16 protein-coding genes and 1 pseudogene are annotated in these 23,134 nt (G+C 73.0%); 10 read left to right on the forward strand and 7 right to left on the reverse strand.

Going from position 1 to position 23,134, the window contains the following annotated elements:
- Nucleotides 1-441: 441 nt before the first annotated feature.
- On the reverse strand, nucleotides 442-1,665 hold the full coding sequence (locus tag IE294_RS19785; protein ID WP_229917244.1) for a PP2C family protein-serine/threonine phosphatase: 1,224 nt from the start codon (nucleotides 1,663-1,665) through the stop codon (nucleotides 442-444).
- 151 nt (nucleotides 1,666-1,816) lie between these two features.
- Here IE294_RS19785 and IE294_RS19790 point away from each other — a divergent pair, with 151 nt between their 5' ends.
- Complete coding sequence (locus tag IE294_RS19790) at nucleotides 1,817-2,332, forward strand: hypothetical protein (protein ID WP_189887909.1); 516 nt, start codon at nucleotides 1,817-1,819, stop codon at nucleotides 2,330-2,332.
- Nucleotides 2,333-2,606: 274 nt separating this feature from the next.
- Nucleotides 2,607-3,518, forward strand: a complete 912-nt coding sequence (locus IE294_RS19795) for a hypothetical protein (RefSeq protein ID WP_189887913.1) — start codon at nucleotides 2,607-2,609, stop codon at nucleotides 3,516-3,518.
- Between the two features lie 456 nt (nucleotides 3,519-3,974).
- On the opposite strand, the gene IE294_RS19805 is transcribed toward IE294_RS19795, so the two are convergent.
- Nucleotides 3,975-5,315, reverse strand: a complete 1,341-nt coding sequence (locus IE294_RS19805; protein WP_189887915.1) for an aminotransferase-like domain-containing protein — start codon at nucleotides 5,313-5,315, stop codon at nucleotides 3,975-3,977.
- 88 nt (nucleotides 5,316-5,403) lie between these two features.
- Between IE294_RS19805 and IE294_RS19810 the strand changes: the two genes are divergently transcribed.
- The 6 genes from IE294_RS19810 (at nucleotide 5,404) to IE294_RS19835 (ending at nucleotide 13,536) form a co-directional block, all read left to right on the forward strand.
- Nucleotides 5,404-6,207 carry an alpha/beta fold hydrolase gene (locus tag IE294_RS19810; RefSeq protein ID WP_189887918.1) on the forward strand — a complete coding sequence of 268 codons (804 nt, stop codon included), beginning with the start codon at nucleotides 5,404-5,406 and terminating at the stop codon, nucleotides 6,205-6,207.
- The gene (locus tag IE294_RS19815; protein ID WP_189887921.1) at nucleotides 6,204-7,172 is read left to right on the forward strand and encodes an endonuclease/exonuclease/phosphatase family protein; all 969 of its coding nucleotides are present in this window, start codon (nucleotides 6,204-6,206) and stop codon (nucleotides 7,170-7,172) included. Before IE294_RS19810 ends, IE294_RS19815 begins: the two co-directional genes overlap by 4 nt.
- 62 nt (nucleotides 7,173-7,234) lie before the next feature.
- Nucleotides 7,235-9,178 (forward strand): FUSC family protein, encoded by a 1,944-nt coding sequence (locus IE294_RS19820; protein ID WP_189887924.1) that lies wholly within the window; start codon nucleotides 7,235-7,237, stop codon nucleotides 9,176-9,178.
- Between the two features lie 84 nt (nucleotides 9,179-9,262).
- Nucleotides 9,263-10,993 (forward strand): VWA domain-containing protein, encoded by a 1,731-nt coding sequence (locus IE294_RS19825; RefSeq protein WP_189887927.1) that lies wholly within the window; start codon nucleotides 9,263-9,265, stop codon nucleotides 10,991-10,993.
- 81 nt (nucleotides 10,994-11,074) lie between these two features.
- Nucleotides 11,075-12,691, forward strand: a complete 1,617-nt coding sequence (gene metG / locus IE294_RS19830; protein WP_189887930.1) for a methionine--tRNA ligase — start codon at nucleotides 11,075-11,077, stop codon at nucleotides 12,689-12,691.
- Nucleotides 12,692-12,843: 152 nt separating this feature from the next.
- Complete coding sequence (locus tag IE294_RS19835; RefSeq protein WP_189887934.1) at nucleotides 12,844-13,536, forward strand: nucleotidyl transferase AbiEii/AbiGii toxin family protein; 693 nt, start codon at nucleotides 12,844-12,846, stop codon at nucleotides 13,534-13,536.
- A gap of 6 nt (nucleotides 13,537-13,542) precedes the next feature.
- Here the strand turns inward: IE294_RS19835 and IE294_RS19840 are convergent, their stop codons facing one another.
- Nucleotides 13,543-14,373 carry an intradiol ring-cleavage dioxygenase gene (locus tag IE294_RS19840; RefSeq protein WP_189888258.1) on the reverse strand — a complete coding sequence of 277 codons (831 nt, stop codon included), beginning with the start codon at nucleotides 14,371-14,373 and terminating at the stop codon, nucleotides 13,543-13,545.
- A gap of 183 nt (nucleotides 14,374-14,556) precedes the next feature.
- The gene (gene aspS, locus IE294_RS19845; RefSeq protein WP_014673860.1) at nucleotides 14,557-16,320 is read right to left on the reverse strand and encodes an aspartate--tRNA ligase; all 1,764 of its coding nucleotides are present in this window, start codon (nucleotides 16,318-16,320) and stop codon (nucleotides 14,557-14,559) included.
- A gap of 162 nt (nucleotides 16,321-16,482) precedes the next feature.
- Between aspS and IE294_RS19850 the strand changes: the two genes are divergently transcribed.
- A complete protein-coding gene (locus IE294_RS19850) occupies nucleotides 16,483-18,633 on the forward strand; it encodes a SpoIIE family protein phosphatase (protein ID WP_189887937.1) in 2,151 nt (716 codons plus the stop codon).
- Here IE294_RS19850 and IE294_RS19855 read toward each other — a convergent pair.
- The 3 genes and pseudogenes from IE294_RS19855 to IE294_RS19865 all read right to left on the reverse strand — a co-directional run bounded on the left by IE294_RS19855 (nucleotide 18,585) and on the right by IE294_RS19865 (nucleotide 21,139).
- Nucleotides 18,585-19,649, reverse strand: coding sequence for an AI-2E family transporter (locus IE294_RS19855; protein WP_189887940.1), 1,065 nt, complete (start codon nucleotides 19,647-19,649; stop codon nucleotides 18,585-18,587). The genes IE294_RS19850 and IE294_RS19855 overlap by 49 nt on opposite strands.
- Nucleotides 19,650-19,806: 157 nt before the next feature.
- Nucleotides 19,807-20,505, reverse strand: a pseudogene (locus tag IE294_RS19860) (pirin family protein); the annotation flags it as partial.
- Between the two features lie 151 nt (nucleotides 20,506-20,656).
- Nucleotides 20,657-21,139 carry an SseB family protein gene (locus IE294_RS19865; RefSeq protein WP_189887943.1) on the reverse strand — a complete coding sequence of 161 codons (483 nt, stop codon included), beginning with the start codon at nucleotides 21,137-21,139 and terminating at the stop codon, nucleotides 20,657-20,659.
- A gap of 161 nt (nucleotides 21,140-21,300) precedes the next feature.
- Here IE294_RS19865 and IE294_RS19870 point away from each other — a divergent pair, with 161 nt between their 5' ends.
- Nucleotides 21,301-23,127, forward strand: coding sequence for an acyl-CoA dehydrogenase (locus tag IE294_RS19870; RefSeq protein WP_189888260.1), 1,827 nt, complete (start codon nucleotides 21,301-21,303; stop codon nucleotides 23,125-23,127).
- The last annotated feature ends 7 nt before the right edge of the window (nucleotides 23,128-23,134 follow it).

Genomic DNA, 23,134 nt, shown 5'->3' on the forward strand with positions numbered 1-23,134 from the left:
TCCCCCAAGTCACCCTGTGGACCCCGCGACCCCTGCGTACCCGGGGCCCCGTGGATCCGTTCTCCAGCCAGCACCGTAACCGCTGCGCCTGCAAACCGACGCGTCCCCCCGGCAAACCCCCTCCTTCGCGTCCTCCCGGCCCGCCCCCGACAACGCCCCACCGCCCCTGCCCGAGACCCCCGTCAGCCCGCGCTGCCAACGCCCCCGCGCCCCTGCCCGCGAGCCCCGGCGCGCCGCGAGCCCCCGGTGCCCGGCCGGGCTCCGGTGTTCGGCCGGGCTCCGGTGTTCGGCCGGGCTCCGGTGCTCGGCCGAACCGCAAGCCGCCACGCCGCAGGCCGCCGGATCGCCCGACGCTCGACGCGCCCTCGACGTGCCCCCGGCCGGCCACCCGCCGGTCCCCGCCGGCGTCCCGCCCGAGGCCCGTCAGCCGTATGTGCGCCGTCACTCACCCCGTGCGCGTCCGGTTCCGGAGTCGTCGGTCGCCGGGGCTTCCGGTCCCGTCACGCCGTCCGCGCGCGCCGCGTCCCCCGCGCCCGGCCCCTCCCCGTCGTCCGGCAACCGCCGGAGCGCGAAGATCGTCGTGTCGTCCTCCAGGCAGCCGCCGGTGTGGCGCAGTACGCCGTCGCGGACCCGGCGCACCAGGCGGCGGGGCTCGGTGCGGCGGGGGTCCGCGCGGACCGCGCGGGACACCTCGCGGGCCAGCTCGTAGAACGCGCCGGGCTCGTCGCGGGCCTCGGTCACCCCGTCGGTGACCAGCAGCAGCGTCTCGTCGGCGGCCAGCCGCACCCGGTGCACGGGCGGCGGCCCGCCCGCGAGGTCTGCGAGGCCGAGCGGCAGCCCGTCGCCGCTGGGCAGCTCGCGGACTCCGCTCGGGCCGACGGCGAGCGGGGGCTCGTGGCCGAAGTTCGTGACGTCGATCGCGTCCGTGGTGCCTTCCGGGAAGGCGATGAGGACGGCGGTGGCGAAGCGGTCGCCCTCGTCCCGGCCGAGCGCGGCGATGTGGGCGCGGTGCCGCCGCATCCGGGTCTCCAGGCGTTCGGCGACGGTCCTGAGGTCCCGCTCGTGGTACCCGGCCTCACGGAACGTACCGAGCAGTGCCGCCGCGACCTCCACCGCGCCCAGCCCCTTGCCCTGCACATCGCCGACGAGCACCCGGGTGCCGTGCGGACCGGGCTGGATGTCGTAGAAGTCGCCGCCCACCCGCGCGTCGACGTCGGCCGCCAGATACACGCCCGCGTGGTCCAGCCCGGCCCAGCGCGGCGGCAGCGGACGCAGCACGGTGCGCCGGGTGGTCTCGGCGATGTCCCGTATGTGCCCGGCGTGCCGTTCCTGACGCACGCGCACGACCGCGGCCAGGGTGGCCAGGGCGCCGCCGAGGGCGACGAGGAGGAAGTCGCCGAATCCGGCCTGGTACTGGTCGGGCCAGGCGCTGTCCACGAGGACGTACGTCACCACGGACAGCACGACGTAGGCGGCCGTCGTCCACACCCCGCAGATCGCGGCGGCGATGCCCGGGACCAGCACGATCCAGGTGACGATCCGGAACCTCTCGCTGGTGTTGAGGTCCAGCAGGACGATCCCGGCGAGCAGCAGCAGGGGCGGCAGCCACGCGACGCCCGCCCCGCGGATCCGTAGCGGCGGGCGACGGCGCCGCCCGAACTCCATCTCCGTCACGGCGACCGGCCCTCCATGTCCCTCAGCGAACCACGGGGGAGAACGGCACGCATCCGGGCACCCGTCACCCTCCTGGCCGAGTTGCCAGGCCGTGCGCCCCGGTGTGCCCTGGACACGGGGGCGAGGAGAGAGGAGTGCTCCCATGGCTCAAGCGGCACCCGCGTCCGGCGGAATGTCCCGGTCCGGCCACACGCCGGCGGCGGAGCGGCGGTCGTCCGACGTGGTCCGGCGTTCACCCGGCGTCTTCGACGCGCGCACCCACGCGATCGGCCGGCTGGTCGTCCCGGTCGTGCTGGGGCTGTGCTACGGCTACTGGGTGGCGGCCAACAACCGCTTCGGCGGCCCGATCACCGGCTGGAACCTCCTGCTCGGCTTCGTCAGCGCGCTGGTGTTCGCGGTGCTGTGCGCGACCCTGCTGATCCTGACCCCCCGGATGCCGCGGGAGGTGCACGCGCTGCTGTGGACGGCGTTCGTCGGCTGCGCGTTCGGCTTCCTCTACAACCAGCGCGGCAGCTTCATCCCCACCCAGAGCGCCAGCCAGGGCGGCGACGTGCTGCGGACCGTACTGATATCCCTGCTGGTGTCGGCGGCCACCTTCGCCGCGTTCTTCTACCACTACTACACGCGGGAGGACGCGTTCGGACGCCGGATCCGCTGAGGACGCCGGATCCGCTGAGGACACCGGGACGGGCGCCGGGACGCCGGGACGGGCGCCGGAGCCGCGGAGTACTCCGTGGCCCTACGCGGGTGCGCGGGGGCCCCGGCCGGTCGGCCGAGGCCCACGCACTCCCCTGTGTCCCCAGTGGCCCGCATCAGCCACTTCGTTCCCCCCAGCACCAGGAAACACCCGTTCGGGTGAACCCTCCACCGGAGAGCGCCCGAACGCAGTCCTCCCGCTCGCGCACCGGCTCCGGTGGTCCTTGCCTGGAAGCGTGCCCACACGCCTCAGGAGCGCCCTGTCGGCCGTACTGATCACCCTCTCCTGCCTCCTCGTGCCGTTCGGCGCGCTGGCGGCCTGGGCGGCGTACGGGCTCGCCGACACGGGCCGGTACGTCACCACGATGGCGCCGCTCGCCGCCCATCCGGCCGTGCGGGACGCCGTCGTGGACACGGTCGGCGACGGCATCCTGCGCGCGGTGGACGAGCACCTGGACGTGCGTCCGGTACGCGGCTCGGTCCGGCCGTTCGTGCACGACGCGGTGCGCTCCTTCACCCAGACCCGCGCCTTCCGGCTGGCCTGGGACACCGGCAACCGGCTCACCCACGACGCCGTCCTGCGCGCCCTGCGCGGGGAGGACGAGCGTGCCGTCACCATCGACCTGGCCCCCGTCACCGCACAGGTCAAACGCCAGCTCACCCGTGATCACGTGCCGCTCGCCGCGCACATCCCGGTGGAGCACACCGAGGTCCCCGTGCTCCCGGCGGAGCGGCTGCCCACGCTGCGGAAGGGGTACCACGTGCTCGAAGTCGCCGGCTTCTGGCTGCCGGTGGCGGCCGTGGTCTTCGCCGTCGGCGGCATCGCGCTCGCCGTCCACCGGCGCAGGGCCGTCATCGCGACCGCCCTGGGCACGGCGCTGGGCGGCGCCCTGCTCGCCGTCGCCCTGGCCGTCGGCCGCGGTCTGACCCTGGCCGACCTGCCCGCCGGTGTGCCCCACCCGGCGGCGGGCGCCGTCTACGACGCCCTGACCGGCACCCTGCGCACGACCGCCTGGCTGCTGATGGGCCTCGGCCTCGCGGTCGCCCTCGCCGTCCGGCTCACCCGCCGCCTCCGCCTGTCCCGCCGCACGCGACGCCGCCGGGCGTCCCCGACCACCCCTCCGACACCGACCCGAGCCAAAGCCTGACCGCACCGGAACAGGCCCCCGCCTGCCCGACCCCCCACGCACAACCCCCAGGCCACCGCCGTCCCGCCCTCACCGTCCGGCTGCCCCACCCCGCGCCACGACGACGCCCCTCGCCGACGCCCGCCCCGACCGCCCCGAGCCCGACCCCGACCCCAACCGGCGCCCGCCCCGGCCCCCCCGGCCTGCCCAGCACCCCACACCCAACAGCCAGGCCACTGACCGGCACACCCGCACCACCCCCAGGCCACCGCCGACCCGCCCTCACCGTCCGGCTGCCCCACCCCGCGCCACGACGGCGAGCGTCTCCAGTGCCCGTCCCGACCGCCCCACCGACCCGAGCCCGAGCCCAACCGGCGCCCGCCCGGGGCCCCCGGCCTGCCCAGCACCCCCACGTACAAGAGCCAGGCCACTGACCGGCCCCCCACGCACAACCCCCAGGCCACCGCCGACCCGCCCTCACCGTCCGGCTGCCCCACCCCGCGCCACGACCGCGAGCGTCTCCAGTGCCCGTCCCAGGCGGCCCTCCGACACCGACCCGAGTCCGAGTCTGACCGCGTCCGGTGTCCGGCTCGGGTCGACGCAGAAGGCCGTACCCGGGGTGACGGCGATGCCGTGTGACCGTGCCGCGGCCGTGAAGGTGTCCGCCCGCCAGGGCGCGGGCAGTTCCCACCAGGCGAAGTAGGCGGCCGGGTCGGACCGTACGCCGAACCCGGCCAGTTTCTCGGCGACCAGCCGCTGCCGGCGTCGCGCGTCCTGCCGTTTGGCGGCCACCAGCCGGTCCACGGTGCCGTCGCCGAGCCAGCGCACGGCCGCCTCCAGCGCGAAGGACCCCGCGCTCCACCCGCCGGAGCGGACGGCCCGCGCCACCGCCTCCACGCGGTCCTCCGGCACGACGGCGAAGCCGACGGTGAGTCCGGGGGCGACCCGCTTGGACAGGCTGTCGACGAGGTGGACCAGGCCGGGCGCGAGCGCGGCGAGCGGGGGCGTGCCGCCGGTGTCCAGGAAGGCCCAGATCCGGTCCTCCACCACCGGTGTCCCCAGCCTGTGGACACAGTCGGCCAGCTCCCGCAGCCGCCCGGCGCCGATCGTGCGCGAGGTCGGGTTGTGCAGGGCCGGCTGGAGGTAGAGCGCGGACAGCGGAGCGCCGCGGTGGGCGGCGGCCACCGCCTCCGGCAGCGGCCCCTCCGCGTCCGCGGCGAGCGGCACGAGGAGCAGCCCGAGGCGCGCCGCGATCTCCTTGACCAGCGGATACGTCAACGGCTCCACCCCGACCCGGCCGCCGGGCCGGACCAGCGCGGCGAGGGTGGCGGCGATGGCCTGGCGGGCGTTGCCGGTGAACAGGATCCGCTCCGGCCCGGCCCGCAGCCCGCTCCCGGCGAGCAGGGCGGCGACCGCCTCCCGGGCCGCCGGGGTGCCCGCCGCCGGGGCCGGCCGCAGCGCCTGGCCGAGCGCGTCCGGCCGCAGCAGCGACGTCAGGGCCGGGGCCAGCAGCTCGGCCTGGCCCGGCACCGAGGGGTAGTTCAGCTCCAGGTTGACGAGCGGGGCGCCGGCCGCCTCGGTCAGGGCGGTCCCCGGCTGCCCGTCCGGCGCGGTCGCCCGCACGAACGTGCCGCGCCCGACCTCGCCCACCACCAGCCCCCGGCGCACGAGTTCGGCGTACACCCGCCCGGCCGTCGACGGCGCGATGCCACGGCGGCGGGCGAACACCCGCTGGGGCGGCAGCCGTTGGCCGGGCCGCAGCCGCCCGCCGGTGATGTCGGCGGCGATCAGGTCGGCGATGCGCCGGTAGTCGTCCACAACTCCCCCTGTTCCCGGACCGGTTGGATTGCACCGAGGGCAAAGATCTTATTGCACCGAGCCAGGGTGGCACCCTAGGGTCGTCGCCATGCCCCCCTTCCTCGCATTCGAGGACAAAGACCCCGGAATCTCCTCCCGGGTCCCCCTCGTCCTCGTCCACGGCCACCCCTTCGACCGCACGATGTGGCAGCCGCAGCTCACCGCGTTCGCCGCGACCCGCCGGGTGATCGCCCCCGACCTGCGCGGCTACGGCGCCTCCCCCGTGACCCCCGGCAAGGTCCCGCTCGCCCGCCACGCCCAGGACATCGCGGACCTCCTGGACCACCTGGGCGTGGACGCCTTCGTCCTCGCCGGCCTGTCCATGGGCGGCCAGATCGCCATGGAGTGCGCCGCCCGCTCCGGCGACCGGATCCGGGGCCTCGTCCTCGCCGACACCTTCCCCGAGGCCGAGACCCCCGAGGGCCGGCGGGGCCGCGAGGCCATGGCCGACCGGCTGCTCGCCAAGGGCATGCGCGGCTACGCCGACGAGGTGCTGGAGAAGATGGTCGCCCCCTACGCCGACCCCGGGGTCAAGGCCCATGTGCACCGCATGATGACGGCCACCTCCCCGCGGGGCGCCGCCGCAGCGCTGCGCGGCCGGGCCGAACGCCCCGACTACCGGGCCCTGTTGGCGACGCTGCCCGTGCCCGCCCTCGTCCTGGTCGGCGCCGACGACACCTACACCCCGGTCGCCGGCGCCGAGGCGATGCACGCGACCCTCCCCGACTCCGTCCTGCACGTCGTCGAGGGCGCCGCCCATCTGCCGAACCTGGAACGCCCCGAGGAGTTCAACCGCGCACTGGCGGAATTCCTGGCGCGGCTGGACGGCCGAAACGTAGGCTCGCTCGCGTGACCCAGCGCTCCGGACGCGGGCTCGGCGCCTGGTGCGCCGGGCTGCTGCTCGCCGGGGTGAGCGTGGTCGTCGGCTGCCGGGTCGCCGACACCGACGGCATCACCCCCGTACCCCAGCTGCTCGCCTTCCTGCCCTGGCTGCTCGCACCGGCCGGCTTCGCGCTGCTGTGCGCGCTGCTCGCCCGCTGGTGGCCGGGCCTGGTCTGGGGGGTCGCCGTCCTCGGCCTGCTCGCCTGGTACCTGGAGCCGTACGGCAAGACCGCCGAGCCCGGCGGGCCGCCCCTCGCCCGGCTCCGCGTGCTCACCGCCAACGTCGAGTTCGGCCGCGGCACGCCCGCCCTGGTCCCGGTCCTGCGCGACCGGCGGCCGGACGTGGCCTTCGTCCAGGAGTGCACCTCCGGCTGCCGGGCCACCCTGGAAGGGGACTTCGCGCGCGTCTACCCGCACCGCCGGGCCGTCGAGGAGGACGGCTCCAAGGGCTCCCTCATCCTGAGCCGCTTCCCGCTCGGACCCGCCGCGGGCGTCCGCGGCACGCTGGGCATGCCCGGCGCCGTGGCCGACGTGCGCGGGCACGCCGTACGCCTCCAGCTCGTCCACACCGTGCCCCCGCTGCCGGACCAGGTGGGCCCGTGGCGCCGCGAACTCGCCCGGCTCCGCGCCTTCGCCGCCGCCCACGACGACGGCCCCGTGGTCCTCGCCGGGGACTTCAACGCCTCCCAGGACCACGCGGCCCTCCGGCACGTCCTCGACACCGGCCTCACCGACGCGGCCCGCCTCGCCGGCCACGACCGCACCCCGACCTGGCCGTCCCGCACCGCCTCGGTCATCGGCGCCCAGATCGACCACGTGCTGGTGTCCCGGGACTTCACCGCCACCGGCGCCCGCTTCCTGCGCGTGTCCGGCACCGACCACCGCGCCCTCGTCGTGGACCTCACCCTGCACCGGCGGGACCAAGCCGTGCGCTGACGGAACCGGACTCTGCACGCTCGGGCCTGACCCGGATGGATCAACCCGGTGATAATGGGCGCATGTCGCGAGAGTTCCCCATCAGCCTCACCCCTCCCGACTGGCTGGTCCGGAACCTCAAGCCCCAGCAGGCCCCCGTCAACGGGGCCGCCGTGGCCCGCGCCGCCCTCGCGATGGCCCTCCCGCTGGCCCTCGGCCTCGCCGCCGGCCGCCCGGCCTACGGCGCCCTCGCCTCCATGGGCGCCCTGTCCGGCGTCATCGGCGACACCGCCGACGCCTACCGCATGCGCGTCCTCAACATCGCCGTACCGCAGTTCTTCGGCGCGGTCGGCGTGGCCCTGGGCACCCTGGTGTACGGGCACGGCTGGTACGCGGTGGCCGCGGTCACCGGCGTCGCCCTGGTCTCCGGCATGATCTCCACGATCGGCGCGGTCGCCTCGGTCTCCGGCCTGCTCCTGCTGCTGAACTGCGTGGTGGGCGCGGGGCTCCCGCTCCCCTCCCCCTGGTGGCTCGCCCCGGCCCTGCTGACCGGCGGCGGCCTCCTCGTCCTCCTCCTCGGGCTGCTGGCCTGGCCGCTGCGCGCGGGCGTGCCCGAACGGGCCGCGGTCGCGGCCACCTACCGCACGGTCGCCACCCTCCTCACCACCGCCGGCACCGACCGCACCGAGGAGTACGAGGAGGCCCGCCGCACCGTCACCCACTCGCTGAACCAGTCGTACGACCTGATCCTTGCCCGGCGCGCCCGCCAGCACGGCCGCAGCCCGGACCTCACCCGGCTCCTCGCCCAGCTGAACGCGATCACCCCCGTGATGGAGGCGGCCCCCGCGGCCCACCTGGCGGCCCGCCCGCTCCCCCCGGAGATCCCGGCAGCCTTCCACCACCTGGCCGACGCCGTCGCCACCGGGTCGAACACCCTCCCGCCCCTGCACCTGCCCGTCCCCACCACGGAGACGGCCCGGGCGGTGGACCACGCCGTGCGCCACACCGCCGAGGTCGTCACCGCCCCCGACGTGGACCCCCGGGGCATCGACGACCGCCTGGGCCGGCCGGCCGCCCTCGGCATCCGCACCGCCCGCGCGGCCCGCAACGTCGTGCTGTCCGCCAACTCCTGGCGCTACGGCGTACGGCTCGCCGTCTGCATCGGCATCGCACAGGCCCTGGTCTCCCTGATCCCCGTCCCGCGCTCCTACTGGGTCGCCCTGACCATCACCTTCGTCCTCAAGCCCGACTTCGGCTCGGTCTTCTCCCGCGCGCTGCTGCGCGCGCTCGGCACGGTGGCCGGTCTGCTGATCGCGGCGGTGGTGCTGGCCGAGGTCCCGCTCGGCTGGTGGGACGTCCCCGTCCTCTTCCTCCTGGCCCCCCTCATCCCGGTCCTCACCCCCCGGGGCTACGGCTACCAGACCGCCGCCATCACCCCGGTGATCCTCATCCTGTCCGACGTCCTCAACCACCAGGGCACGGCCCTGCTGATGCCCCGGCTGGCCGACTCCCTCCTGGGCTGCGCCATCGCCCTGACCGCCGGCTACCTCCTGTGGCCCGAGAGCTGGCACACCCGGGTCGGCGACCGCCTCGCCGACGCGGTGGCCGACACGGCGGCGTACGTCGAGGCCGCCTTCGGCCCGCACGCCGACCCGCCCGCCCGGGCCCGCATGCGCCGCCGCCTCTACCGCGACCTGTCCGTCATCCGGACGGAGTTCCAGCGGGCCCTGACCGAACCGCCGCCGACCGGCCGGCGCGCCGCCGCGTGGTGGCCGCTGGTCGTCGCCGTGGAACGGATCGTGGACGCCACGACGGCCGCCCGCGTACGTGTCCGCCACGGGGCGGCGGCGCCCTCCACGGCCGAGATCACCCAGGTCACCCTGCAACTGCGGGAACTGTCGGAGGGCGTACGGAACGCGGAGACCCTCATCGCCGTCCGCACCGACCTGACCGGCCCGGCGGGCAGCGTCCTGGAACCCCTGCGGCAGGAGGTCGCGGCGGCCCGCTCGATCGCGTCCCCGCGCTGACCGCCCCCGTAATCCGGGGCCGCTAACCTTACGTGTCCGTCCTGGCCAGGGATTGACGGCTACACCTCACGAAGGGTTGCGCACATGGGCATTCTCACTCTCCTGCGGAACGCGTTCGGCCGCTCACGCAAAGCACGAGCCACCGAGCCGGAGGGTGCGACCGAGACCCCCGCGCACTCCCCCTCGGTCCCGGAACCCCGCCGCACCCCCACCGAGGAACACGCACCGGTGACGGCGGCCGAGGAACACGAATTGGTGGCAGCGGCTTTCGACAAGGTGAAGACCGCCCCGACTCCGGCCAGGACCGAGGAGACGGACCCGGTGACGGCCGAGGAGGAGCAGAGCGAAGCGCCCACCCCCGCCCACCCCGAGGACAAGCCCCCGGCCGAGGCGGAGGAGCAGACCGCGCCGACGGTTCCGACGGAGCCCGAGCAGGAGCCTCCGGCGGCAGCCACCGCCGAAATCCAGGACGAGCCCGGGGACAAGCCCGACCAGCAGCCCCCGGCCGAGGCGGACGAGCAGACCGCACCGACGGTTCCAACGGAGCCCGAGCCGAAGGCCGAGCAGACGACCGAGGAGCCCGAGCCCGAGCCCGAGTCGGCGGCCGAGGAGCCCGAGCCGAAGGCCGAGCAGACGACCGAGGAGCCCGAGCCCGAGCCCGAGTCGGCGGCCGAGGAGCCCGAGCCGAAGGCCGAGCAGACGACCGAGGAGCCCGAGCCCGAGTCGGCGGTCGGCACGGAGACAACCGAACCGGAGGCGGAAGCGAAACCGGCGACCGAGCCGGAGGCGGAAGCAGAGGTTGCAGCTCCGGCGGAACCGGCGACCGAGCCGGAGGCAGAGGTGGAGGTTCCGGTTCCGGCGGAGGCGAACGCGGAAGCGGAGGCCGACGAAGCGGCCGTAGCCGCCGAGGCGACCACCGCCCCGCAGGCCGCCGACGGCGAGGACGCCCCCCAGGGGCCACCCGCAGCCGACGACGAAAGCCGCACGGGTGGTGCGGGTGGGAACCCGGACGCCGAAGGCGAAGCCGAGGCGGACCCGGACCCGGCACCGCAGGCAACCCACGAAGCCGAGGCGGACCCGGACCCGGCACCCGCACCCGCACCCGCACCGCAGGTACCCGCTGATGCCGAGGCGGAGCCCAAGCCCCAGCCGGCCGTCCCGCTCACCCGGGTACGGACCCGCACCCCGTCCCTCACCACCGCCTACAAGGCCGCCACGGCCACCCTCAAGAAGACCGACCTCACGGGCACCCGCGCCAAGGTCTACCTCGTCCTCGACCGCTCCGCGAGCATGCGGCCGTACTACAAGGACGGCTCCGCCCAGGCCCTCGCCGACCAGACCCTCGCCCTCGCCGCCCACCTCGACCCCGAGGCCACGGTCCACGTCGTCTTCTTCTCCACGGAGGTCGACGGCACCGCCGACCTCACCCTCGCCCCGGACCACGAGACGAAGATCGACGACGTCCACGCCGGCCTCGGCCGCATGGGCCGTACCAGCTACCACGCCGCCGTAGAGGCGGTCGTCACGCACTACGAGGAGAACGCCGCCCCCGGCACCCCCGCCCTGGTCGTGTTCCAGACCGACGGCGCCCCGGACGCCAAGACCCCCGCCACCCAGTCGCTCACCGAGGCCGCCACCCGGCACCCCGCCCTCTTCTTCTCCTTCGTCGCCTTCGGCGACCACGACAACAAGGCCTTCGACTACCTCCGCAAGCTGAAGACCGGCAACACGTCCTTCTTCCACGCGGGCCCGACCCCGCGCGAGCTCACCGACACGGAGCTCTACGAGGGCGTACTGGCCACCTGGCGCCCGTGAGCCCCACCGGGGGGTGGACACCCGTCCACCCCCCGAAACGCATGTGAGTCGATCTCCGGCGGGCCAGTAGGATTTCGACTTATGGCGGCCACTGGATCCGAGAAGCAGGGTGGCAAGGCGTACTACGTCTCCACCCCCATCTACTACGTCAACGACGCTCCTCACCTGGGCCACGCCTACACGACCGTCGCAGGCGACGTGCTCACCCGCTGGCACCGTCAGCGCGGCGAGAAGGTGTGGTACCTCACCGGCACGGACGAGCACGGTCAGAAGATCATGCGCACGGCCGAGGCGAACGGGGTGACGCCCCAGCAGTGGGCGGACAAGCTCGTCACCGAGGCCTGGAAGCCTCTCTGGGAGCACCTGGAGATCGCGAACGACGACTTCATCCGCACCACGCAGAAGCGGCACACCGACCGCGTCCAGGAATTCGTCCAGGACCTGTACGACAAGGGCGAGATCTACAAGGGCGGCTACGAGGGCCCGTACTGCGTCGGCTGCGAGGAGTACAAGCTCCCCGGCGAACTGCTCGACGGCGAGGGCGAGTACGCGGGCCAGAAGCTGTGCCCGATCCACAAGAAGCCGGTGGAGATCCTCAGCGAGGAGAACTACTTCTTCAAGCTGAGCGAGTACACCGACAAGCTCCTCGCCCACTACGAGGCCAACCCGGGCTTCATCCAGCCCGAGTCCGCGCGCAACGAGGTCGTGAACTTCGTCCGCCAGGGCCTCCAGGACCTCTCCATCTCCCGCTCGACCTTCGACTGGGGCATCCCGATCCCCTGGGACGACAAGCACGTGATCTACGTGTGGGTCGACGCGCTGCTGAACTACGCCACGGCGGTCGGCTACAACGAGAACCAGGAGAAGTTCGAGGCCACGTTCCCCGCCGACGTCCACCTGGTCGGCAAGGACATCCTCCGCTTCCACGCGGTGATCTGGCCCGCCATGCTGATGGCGCAGGGTCTCCCGCTCCCCGGCAGGATCGCGGCCAACGGCTGGCTGATGGTCGGCGGCGAGAAGATGTCGAAGTCGAACCTGACCGGCATCAAGCCGCAGGACCTCACCTCGCACTTCGGCGTGGACGCCTACCGCTGGTACTTCCTGCGGGCCATCGCCTTCGGCCAGGACGGCTCCTTCTCCTGGGAGGACTTCTCCGCCCGGTACACCTCCGAGCTGGCCAACGACTTCGGCAACCTCGCCTCCCGCGTGGCCGCCATGGTCGGCAAGTACTTCGGCGGCACGCTGCCGGAGTCGGCCGCCGACGGCGAGGCGGAGAAGGCGATCCACGACGGCCTGGCCAAGGCCGTGGCCGAGGCGGACCGCCGCATCGGCGAGGAGCTGGACTTCCAGGGCGGCATCCTGGCCGTCTTCGACTTCGTCAAGCAGGTCAACGGCTACATCACGGAGCAGGAGCCGTGGAAGGTGGCCAAGGACGAGTCCGAGCAGGGCAGGGCCCGCCTCGCGACGATCCTCTACACGGCCGCGGAAGCCCTCCGCGCGGTGGCCGTGCTGCTGAACCCGGTCATGCCGGAGACCTCCGAGAAGCTCTGGGACTCCCTGGGCGCGGAGGCCGGCCTCGGCGCCCTGGCCGGGCAGCGGATCCAGGACGCGGGCGAGTGGGGCAAGCTGCCCGCGGGTTCGACGATCACCAAGGGCGCGGTCCTCTTCCCGCGCCTTGAGGAGAAGCCGGCCGCCTGAGCCGTGGCACGAGCGGAAGGGCCCGGGGAGCACACGCTTCCCGGACCCTTCGGCCGCTCCGGCGGCGCTTCGGCGGCGGGGCAGTGGCCGCCGCGGCGGGGAAAGTTGCCGCTCGTCGCGCATGAGCGGCCGGAAGCCGGAAAGATCTTGGTGTGGACATCCCCGAACCCCATCGCCGGCTCCTCGCGGACGTCGTCGCCGTGGGCGGCCCGTACGGTCTGGTCCTGGCCGGCGGCTACGCCCTCCAGGCGCACGGACTGCTCCGCCGCCCGCACGCCGACCTGGACTTCGCCACCGAGAGCGCCGAGGTCATCGAGCACATCGCCGGTGCCGTCGGCGCGGCCCTGGAGGCGCGGGGGCGGCGGGTGCGGACCGGCGCGGTCACCGCGCGCACCGCACAGCTGACGGTCACGGACCCGCCGACCGGCGAGCCGTGTGCGCTCGCACTGCACAAGGAGGCGTTCTGGCAGCCGCCGGAACTGACCGGGTACGGCCCGGCGCTCTCCCTGGCGGACGCCGTCGGCACGAAGATCCGCGCCCTGTACGACCGGGGCGCCGCCGTCGACCTCATCGACGCGCAGGCCGCGGCGGCCCGGTTCCCCCTGCCCGCCCTGGAGGAACTGGGGCGCCGACACGCCCATGACCCGTTCGACCTGCCGACCCTCCAGTCCCGGCTGACGGGCACGGACTTCTACTCCGACAGGGACTTCCTCCGCCACGGCCTGGACGAGACCGCCGTCGCCGCCCTGCGCGCCTGGGCCCAGCACTGGTCCGACGACATCGCCGAGCGGCTGCTGGAGGAGGGCGCGTCCCCGGACACCGAGTCCGACGAACAGGGCGAGTGAACGGGATCAGCCGCCGTCGTGCGTCTCGTCCGGGGCCACGCCCAGGATGAGCCGGGCCCGGACACCGCGGGCGATGCGCTTGCGGTCGTACGACAGGTACAGCAGGCCGCCCGCGTGCCCGTTGCCGGGGTAGATGGTGTCCTCGTCGAGCGTGGTGCGGGTGGTGGTGTTGGTGGAGTACGGCTCCACCTCCTGCGTCAGCAGCACCGCCTGCTCGGCGAAGAAGAGCTGCCCGGTGTGGCAGGCGTGGCCGCCCTCGTACCCGGCGTCCGTCCAGGTGCCGTCGACGTGCACCTTGACGTGGATGTGCGCACAGCGGCCCTGGTACCAGCCGGGGACGACCGTCCGGAAGGTGGCGTGCCCGCGCTGGTCGGTGCGCCAGGTGCCGCGCAGGTAGCGGGTGTCGTCGGTGGGCTCCTGGTGGCCACCGCCGCCGGGACCACCGGGACCGCCTGACGGAGGCGCGCCCGTGGGCGTACCGGTCGGGGTCGCCGTCAGGGTGCCGGTCGCCGGGCCGCCGCCTCCACCGCCGCTGCCCGACGCCTCGTACCCGGAGTAGACGCCCACCGCGTTGCAGTGCCAGATGTCGACGGCCGCGTTCCGCAGCGGCTCGCAGGTCTCCGCGTCGATCACCTTGAGCGTGAGCGTCAGCGGGATGCCGTCCTGGTCCTCGGTGACGTCCTGCCGGATCTTGTCGGCGGGGATGTAGTAGGGGCCCTCCACGGTCTCGGAGGTCAGCGTGTAGCAGAGGTCCGCGGTGGTGTCGTCGTCCGCGGACGCGTCGACGGCCAGGGCGCCGCCCAGGCCCACGGCCACGGCGGTGGCACCACCCGCCATGATCACCGTACGACGGGACGGGCGGGACGGCTCACGGCCGCTGCGGCCGGCTTCAGGGGTGTCTGCATGGGCCGGGACCGTAGGGACGGAAGCTGTCACCGGGCCCGGAGACGGCTGTGCGCGCCGATCGTCAAGAGCGAGTCAGGACGGATCGGCGCGCACGGCCGGGGATTTCTCGGCTGCTTACTTCGGCTGCGGCTTCCGGATGGTCAGGTGCAGCTCGCGCAGGCGGGACTCGTCCAGCTCGGTCGGCGCGCCCATCATCAGGTCCTGGGCGTTGCCGTTGAGCGGGAAGGCGATCGTCTCGCGGATGTTGGGCTCGTCCGCGAGGAGCATGACGATCCGGTCCACGCCCGGGGCGATGCCACCGTGCGGCGGGGCGCCGAAGCGGAACGCGCGCAGCATGCCCGCGAACTTCTCCTCGACGGTCTCCCGGTCGTAGCCCGCGATCTCGAAGGCCTTGAGCATGATCTCCGGGTCGTGGTTCCGGATGGCGCCGGAGGACAGCTCGACGCCGTTGCAGACGATGTCGTACTGCCAGCCCAGGACGTCCAGCGGGTCCTGGGTCTGGAGGGCTTCCAGGCCGCCCTGCGGCATCGAGAAGGGGTTGTGGGAGAAGTCGATCCCGCCGGTCTCCTCGTCCTTCTCGTACATCGGGAAGTCGACGATCCAGCAGAAGCGGAACACGCCGTCCTCGAAGTGGCCGGCGCGCTTGGCCGCCTCCACACGGACGGCGCCCATGATCTTCGAGACCTCGTCGTACTCGCCGGCGCCGAAGAAGACGGCGTGGCCGGGGGCCAGGGAGAGGCGCTTGGTCAGCTCGGCGACGTTCGCCTCGGTGAGGAACTTCGCGATCGGGCCGGAGAGCGAGCCGTCCTCGGCCACGCGCACCCAGGCCAGGCCCTTGGCGCCCTGCTCGACGGCGTACTCGCCGAGCTGGTCGAAGAACTTGCGGGGCTGCGCGGAGACGTCCGGCACCGGCAGCGCGCGCACGTGCTTGCCCGCGAAGGCCTTGAACTCCGAGCCCTCGAAGACATCGGTGATGTCGACCAGCTCCAGCTTGGCGCGCAGGTCCGGCTTGTCCGAGCCGTACTTCAGCATCGCCTCGCGGAACGGGATGCGCGGGAACGGAGAGGTGACGTGACGGCCGCCTCCGAACTCCTCGAACAGCTCCGTCATGAGCTTCTCGATCGGCTGGAAGACGTCCTCCTGCTCGACGAAGCTCATCTCCACGTCGAGCTGGTAGAACTCGCCGGGCGAGCGGTCGGCGCGGGCGTCCTCGTCGCGGAAGCAGGGCGCGATCTGGAAGTAGCGGTCGAAGCCGGAGATCATCAGCAGCTGCTTGAACTGCTGCGGGGCCTGCGGCAGCGCGTAGAACTTGCCCGGGTGCACACGGGAGGGGACCACGTAGTCGCGGGCGCCCTCGGGGGAGGTGGCGGACAGGATCGGCGTCGCCATCTCGTTGAAGCCCATCGCCGCCATCTTCTGGCGGATCGCGGAGATCACGGAGGTGCGCAGCATGATGTTGCGGTGCATGCGCTCGCGGCGCAGGTCCAGGAAGCGGTACTCCAGGCGCCGCTCCTCGTTGACCCCGTCCTCGGTGTTGATGGTGAAGGGCAGGGGCTGCGCCGCGCCGAGCAGCTCGACCTCGGCGACCTCGACCTCGATCTCGCCGGTGGGCAGGTCGGGGTTCACGTTCTCGGTTCCACGTGAAACAACGCGGCCGTCGACACGGACCGAGGACTCCTTGGAGATCTTGTCCAGGGCCTCGTACGCCGGGGTGCCCGGGCGCGCGACCAGCTGCGTGATGCCGTAGTGGTCACGGAGATCGATGAAGAGGATGCCGCCCAGGTCGCGCCGATTGTGCAGCCAGCCACTCAGCCGGACGTCGGTGCCGACGTCAGAGGCGCGGAGCTGGCCGCAGGTGTGGGACCTGTACCGATGCATCGTCGTTCATCCAGTCTTTGCGGATCGGGTGTCGCCAGGCGGGTACGGCCTAGGCCATCCCAAGGGTACCGGGCACCCCAAGATCGGCTCCCACCGTTACCGCCCGTACCGCTCGCCCGCCTACGGTGGCAGGCTTCGTACACCTCTCCATAAAGTGGGGCAATGCGCACAGGTGAGCCGCTGCCGTCCGTGGAGGACGTCCTCGCCGCCCTCGCGACCGGGCTCTGGCACTGGGACACGGACACCGGGCTGGTCACCGTCGACGCGGAGGCGGCGCGGCTGCTCGGCCTGCCCGCGGAGCCGGCCACCCTCACGGAGGCGCAGACCCGGGCCCACTTCCATCCGGTCGACTGGAACGAGATCACCGGCGTGGTGCGGCTGGCCGTCGCCGAGGGCACCCTCGCCGAGGTGCGCATCCGGATCATGGACGGGGACGGCAACATCCTGCGGGTCGTCCGCAGCCGGTCGAAGCCGTCCTTCGACCCCGAGCGGCACACGTACGAGCTGATCGGCACCCTCCAGGAGGTGACCGAGCCGACCCCGGGCACGGCGGCCGGCCGCAGCGCGGTCACCGGGGACTGGCGGCGCTCCCGGGAGGCGTTCCTGCTGGACGCGGGCCGGGCGCTGGCGGAGGCCCGGTCCACGGCGGAGGTGCTGCGGGTCGCGGGCGCCCTGTCGATGCCGGGGTTCTCGCCGGACGGGCTCGTGGTGTTCGGCGTCGAGGGCGACCGGCTGACGATCACCGGGCAGCACGGGCACACCCCCGCCGACATGGGCCCCTTCTCGAACATGCCGCTGGCCACCGACTATCCGGCGGCCGAGGTCGTCCGCACGGGCCGCGCGGTGTACCTGTCCTCGCCCGAGGAGTACCGGGACCGCTACCCGGCGACCTGGCCGCTCGCCCGGTACTTCGGGCGCCGCTCCTGGGCGTTCCTGCCCCTGACGGCGGGCGGGCGCACGATGGGCGCCTGGATGGCCGCCTTCACCTATCCGGTGGCGTTCACCCCGGACGAGCGCGCGGTCCTGACGACGGTCGCCCGGATGCTGGCCCAGGCGCTGTCCCGGGCCGGTGCCGCCGAGTCCGCGCGGGAGCTGACGGAGGGCCTCCAGCGCTCCATGCTGCCGTCGCTCGGCCCCGAGGTCCCCGGGATGCGGGTGGCCGCCCGGTACATCCCGACCGGCGGCGGACTCCAGGTCGGCGGCGACTGGTACGACATGATCCCGCTGCCCTCCGGCCGCTTCGCGCTGGTCATCGGGGACGTCCAGGGCCATGACGTGCGCGCGGCCGGCCTGATGGGCCAGCTGAGGATCGCGCTGCGCGCCTACGCCTCCGAGGGGCACCGCCCGGACGCGGTCCTCACCCGCGCCTCCCGCTTCCTGCACGGCCTCACCCAGGACGCCGGGGAGGACGCGCTGGCCGACCTCCGCTTCGCGACCTGCCTGTACGTGGAGGCCGACCCGCCGACCGGCCGGCTGGAGATCGCCCGCGCCGGGCACCCCGACCCGGTGATCCGGATGACGGACGGCACGGTGATGACGCGGCCGACGGCGGGCGGGCTGCCGCTGGGCCTCGACCCGGATGCCGACTACCCGACGACCCGGTTCACGCTCGAACCCGGCGAGACGCTGATGCTGTGCACCGACGGCCTGATCGAGACCGGCGGGCACGACATGGAGAGCGGCTGGCGCCGGCTGCGGGCGATCCTGGAGGACCACGAGGGCGACCTGGAGTCGCTGGCCGACGCGCTGGTGCAGGGGGTGCACGGGCCGTCCTCGCACCACACCACCGGCCCGCTGGCCGACCGCCGCGAGGACGACATCGCGCTGTTGCTGCTGTGCCGGCCGGGGGAGGGCCGCGAGCGCGGCGGCACCGTCGCGGTACGGCCGGCGGTGCGGCGCACGCTGCTGTCGGTGGCGCAGGACGAGCCGGAACGGATCGCCGAGGCCCGCCAGCACCTGCGCGGACTGCTGCACGACTGGGCGTCGGCCGAGCAGGTGGACTCGGCGGTGCTGCTGGTCTCGGAGATGGTCACCAACGTGCTGGTGCACACGGACGCCGACGCGCTGCTGCTCGCGGAGGTCATGGGCGAGGGCACCGGGCGGCGGCTGCGGGTGGAGGTCTTCGACACCGGCGACGACCTCCCGCACAAGCGCCGCCCCGGTGAACTGGCCTCCTCCGGGCGCGGTCTGATGCTGATCGAACTCCTCGCGGACGGCTGGGGGGTGGACCCGCGGGGCGAGGGCAAGAGCATCTGGTTCGAGCTCTACGAACCGGGGGGCTCCGGGGCCGGCGCGTCGGAGGAGGTGGCCTGACGCCCCCGCAGCTCCTGGACGGCCCCGAAGGCCGCCGCGGTCAGCGGGACGGCGAGGAGCATGCCGAGGACGCCCGCGACGGAGGCGCCCGCGGTGATCGTCACCATCACCACGGCCGGGTGCATCTGCACGGTCCGGCTCTGGATCACCGGTTGCAGCACATGCCCCTCCAGCACCTGCACCGCCAGCACCACCCCGAGCACCCACAGCGCGATGACGAAGCCCCGGTCGGCGAGGGCGACCAGCACGGCCACCGCGCCGGAGAGGAAGGCGCCGAGATAGGGGATGTAGGCGCCGACGAAGACGAGCGCGCCGAGCCCGATCGCACCGGGTACGCGCAGGATCAGCAGGCCGACGGTGATGCACAGGGCGTCGATGAGCGCGATGAAGGTCGTGCCGCGCATGAAGCCCTCCACCGCGGCGAAGGACCGCCGGGCGATGGCCTCCAGGAGCTCGGCGCTGCCGCCGGGCGCGAGCGAGCGCAGGCCGGCCATGGCGCGGTGGGAGTCGCGCAGGAAGAAGAAGACGAGCAGCAGGGCGAGCACGGCCATGGCGATGGACTCGGCGACGACGCTGACGCCGCTGATGACGTTGGACGCGGCGGTGCTGCCGAACTTGCCCAGCAGTTGCCGGGCGTTGGCGGCGAGGTCGTCCAGACTCGTCCCGGCGGCGCCGAAGTGCCGTGCGACGCCCTTGGCCGCGTGCCGCAGCGAGGCGAGGATCTCCGCGCCGGTGTCGACGAGCGCGGCGACGACGATGTACACGGCACCGCCGACGACGGCCACGACGGCAACGCAGGTGAGCCCGGCCGCCACGGAGGCCTGCACCCCCGCCCGCACCAGTTGCCGGTACAGCGGCCCGAGCAGCGCGGTCCCGAGCAGGGCGAGCAGCACCGGTGTGACGGCCGTGCGGAACTCCGCGCACAGCCGCACCCCGACCCATCCGACCCCGGCGGCGAGCAGCAGCACGACACACCAGGCGGCGAACCGGCGGACGGCGACAGGGAGGAACTGCACGCGTCCAGCCGATCACGGGGCACCGGAACTGTCCTGTGACACGGGTCCGGGCGGGTGAGAAGACGCCGGCCCCGGCCGGTGTGCGGCCGGGGTCGTCAGGGGGAGCCGGCGGCGCCCGGCGGGTCGTCCGCGGGCCGCCGCCTTCGCCGGGGAGCGGTCAGATGCCGCCCTCGGTCATCCCGTGGACCGCCGGGATGCTGCCGAGCCGGCCCTTCTGGAAGTCCTCGAAGGCCTGCATCAGCTCGTCCTTGGTGTTCATGACGAACGGGCCGTAGTGCGCCATCGGCTCCCGGATGGGCTGTCCGCCGAGGAGGACGACCTCCAGGTCCGGGGTGTGCGAGTCCTGCTTCTCGTCCGCGCGGACGGTGAGCGAGGAGCCGGCGCCGAAGACGGCCGTCTGGCCCAGGTGGATCGGGCGGCGCTCCGCACCGACGCTGCCGCGGCCCGCGAGGACGTACGCCAGACCGTTGAAGTCCTCGCGCCACGGCAGGGTGATCTCCGCACCCGGGGCGACGGTCGCGTGGATCATCGTGATCGGGGTGTGGGTGATGCCGGGGCCCTGGTGGCCGTCCAGCTCGCCGGCGATGACACGCAGCAGCGCGCCGCCGTCGGGGGTCGTGAGCAGCTGGACGTTGCCGCCGCGGATGTCCTGGTAGCGCGGGGCCATCATCTTGTCCTTGGCGGGGAGGTTCACCCACAGCTGGAGCCCGTGGAAGAGGCCGCCGGACACGACGAGGGACTCCGGCGGGGCCTCGATGTGCAGCAGGCCCGAGCCCGCCGTCATCCACTGGGTGTCGCCGTTGGTGATGGTGCCGCCGCCACCGTTGCTGTCATGGTGGTCGAAGACGCCGTCGATTGCAGGCATGGTGGGTACCTCCTTGGTACGCCCACTTTAGTTGAGCGTTGAACTTCTTGCCACCCAGAACAGAGAAAGCCCGGAGGACATTCCCTCCGGGCTCCCGGTGCGCGGGCGCACGGGTCGACCGTCGTCCGCGCGGCAGTGGCGTCTAGCCGTACATGCGGCGCATCGCGAAGTCGACCATCTGCTCGACGGCCTTCGCGTCGAAGACCATCCGGTGCTCGCCCTCCATGTCCAGGACGAAGCCGTAGCCGGTCGGGAGCAGGTCGATCACCTCGGCGCCGGTGATGACGAAGTACTTGGACTCCTTGCCGGCGTACCGGCGCAGCTCCTTCAGCGAGGTGAACATCGGGATCACCGGCTGCTGGGTGTTGTGCAGCGCCAGGAAGCCGGGGGTGTCGCCGCGCGGGCAGTACACCTTCGACGTGGCGAAGGTCTGCTGGAAGTCCTCGGCGGACATCTGCCCGGTCGTGAAGGCGCGCACCGCGTCCGCGAGCGAGGGCGGCGACGGCTCGGGGTACAGCGGCGGCTGCTGCCCGTACCCGCCGACACCACCCGGCATCTGCTGCTGCGACGAGGCGTACTGCTGCTGGGCAGCACCCCCGTCCATGGGCTGGCCGTATCCGTACATGCGCGTAAGAGTACTGAGCGCCGGGCGAGGGGTGGGTCACAGATGCCCGGATCGGGGTTGCTTCTTATTACCCGCGGGTAGCATCATCGGAGCTACTTGTTGGTACGTGAACTAGGTGCGAGGAGCAAGTGCCTCGCCGATCCCTCTACGGAGCCGTCGCCATGGGGCACTACAAGTCGAATCTCCGCGACATCGAGTTCAACCTCTTCGAAGTACTGGGGCGCGACAAGGTGTACGGCACCGGCCCGTTCGAGGAGATGGACGTCGAGACCGCCAAGAGCGTCCTGGAGGAGCTGACCCGCCTCTCCGAGAACGAGCTGGCCGAGTCCTTCGCCGACGCCGACCGCAACCCGCCGGTCTTCGACCCGCAGACCAGCACCGCGCCCGTGCCCGCGTCCTTCAAGAAGAGCTACCAGGCCTTCATGGACTCGGAGTACTGGCGGCTCGGCCTGCCCGAGGAGATCGGCGGCACCACCTCGCCGCGCTCCCTGATCTGGGCCTACGCCGAGCTGATCCTGGGCGCCAACCCGGCCGTGTGGATGTACTCCTCCGGCCCCGCGTTCGCCGGCATCCTCTTCGAGGAGGGCAACGAGGTCCAGAAGCACATCGCCAAGATCGCCGTCGAGAAGCAGTGGGGCTCGACGATGGTCCTCACCGAGCCCGACGCGGGCTCGGACGTGGGCGCCGGCCGCACCAAGGCCGTGCAGCAGGAGGACGGCTCCTGGCACATCGAGGGCGTGAAGCGCTTCATCACCTCCGGTGAGCACGACATGTCGGAGAACATCCTCCACTACGTGCTCGCGCGTCCCGAGGGCGCCGGCCCCGGCACCAAGGGCCTGTCCCTCTTCCTCGTCCCGAAGTACACCTTCGACTTCGAGACCGGCGAGCTGGGCGAGCGCAACGGCGTCTACGCGACCAACGTCGAGCACAAGATGGGCCTGAAGGCGTCCAACACGTGCGAGATGACCTTCGGCGACAAGCACCCCGCCAAGGGCTGGCTGATCGGCGACAAGCACGACGGCATCCGCCAGATGTTCCGCATCATCGAGTTCGCCCGCATGATGGTCGGCACGAAGGCGATCTCCACGCTCTCCACCGGCTACCTCAACGCGCTGGAGTACGCCAAGGAGCGCGTCCAGGGCCCGGACCTGGCCAACTTCATGGACAAGACCGCGCCCAAGGTCACCATCACCCACCACCCCGACGTGCGCCGCTCGCTGATGACGCAGAAGGCGTACGCGGAGGGCATGCGCGCCCTCGTCCTCCACACCGCCTCGGTCCAGGACGCGATCCAGATCAAGGAGGCGAACGGCGAGGACGCCTCCGCCGAGCACGCGCTGAACGACCTGCTGCTGCCCATCGTCAAGGGCTACGGCTCCGAGAAGGGCTACGAGCAGCTCGCCCAGTCGCTTCAGACCTTCGGCGGCTCCGGCTTCCTCCAGGAGTACCCGATCGAGCAGTACATCCGGGACTCCAAGATCGACACCCTGTACGAGGGCACCACGGCGATCCAGGGCCAGGACTTCTTCTTCCGGAAGATCGTCCGCAACCAGGGCGCCGCGCTGAACTCCCTCGCCGAGGACATCAAGAAGTTCCTGGCGCTCGGCACCGGCGGCGAGGAGCTGGCCGGCGCCCGCGAGCACCTGGCCAAGGCGGCCGTGGAGCTGGAGGCGATCGTCGGCCTGATGCTGACCGACCTCGCCGCCACCGAGCAGGACACCAAGAACATCTACAAGGTCGGCCTGAACACCACCCGCCTGCTCATGGCCTCCGGTGACGTCGTCGTCGGCTACCTGCTCCTGCGGGGCGCCGCGATCGCCGCCGAGAAGCTGGCCACGGCCTCGGCGAAGGACAAGGCGTTCTACACGGGCAAGATCGCCGCGGCGAAGTTCTTCGCGGCGAACGTCCTGCCGGGCGTCACCCTCGCCCGCAAGGTCGCCGCGGGCGTCGAGCTGGACCTGATGGAACTGGACGAGGCGGCGTTCTAACCGGCCC

This window comes from Streptomyces canarius (assembly GCF_014650735.1).
Classification (GTDB): Bacteria; Actinomycetota; Actinomycetes; order Streptomycetales; family Streptomycetaceae; genus Streptomyces; species Streptomyces olivaceoviridis.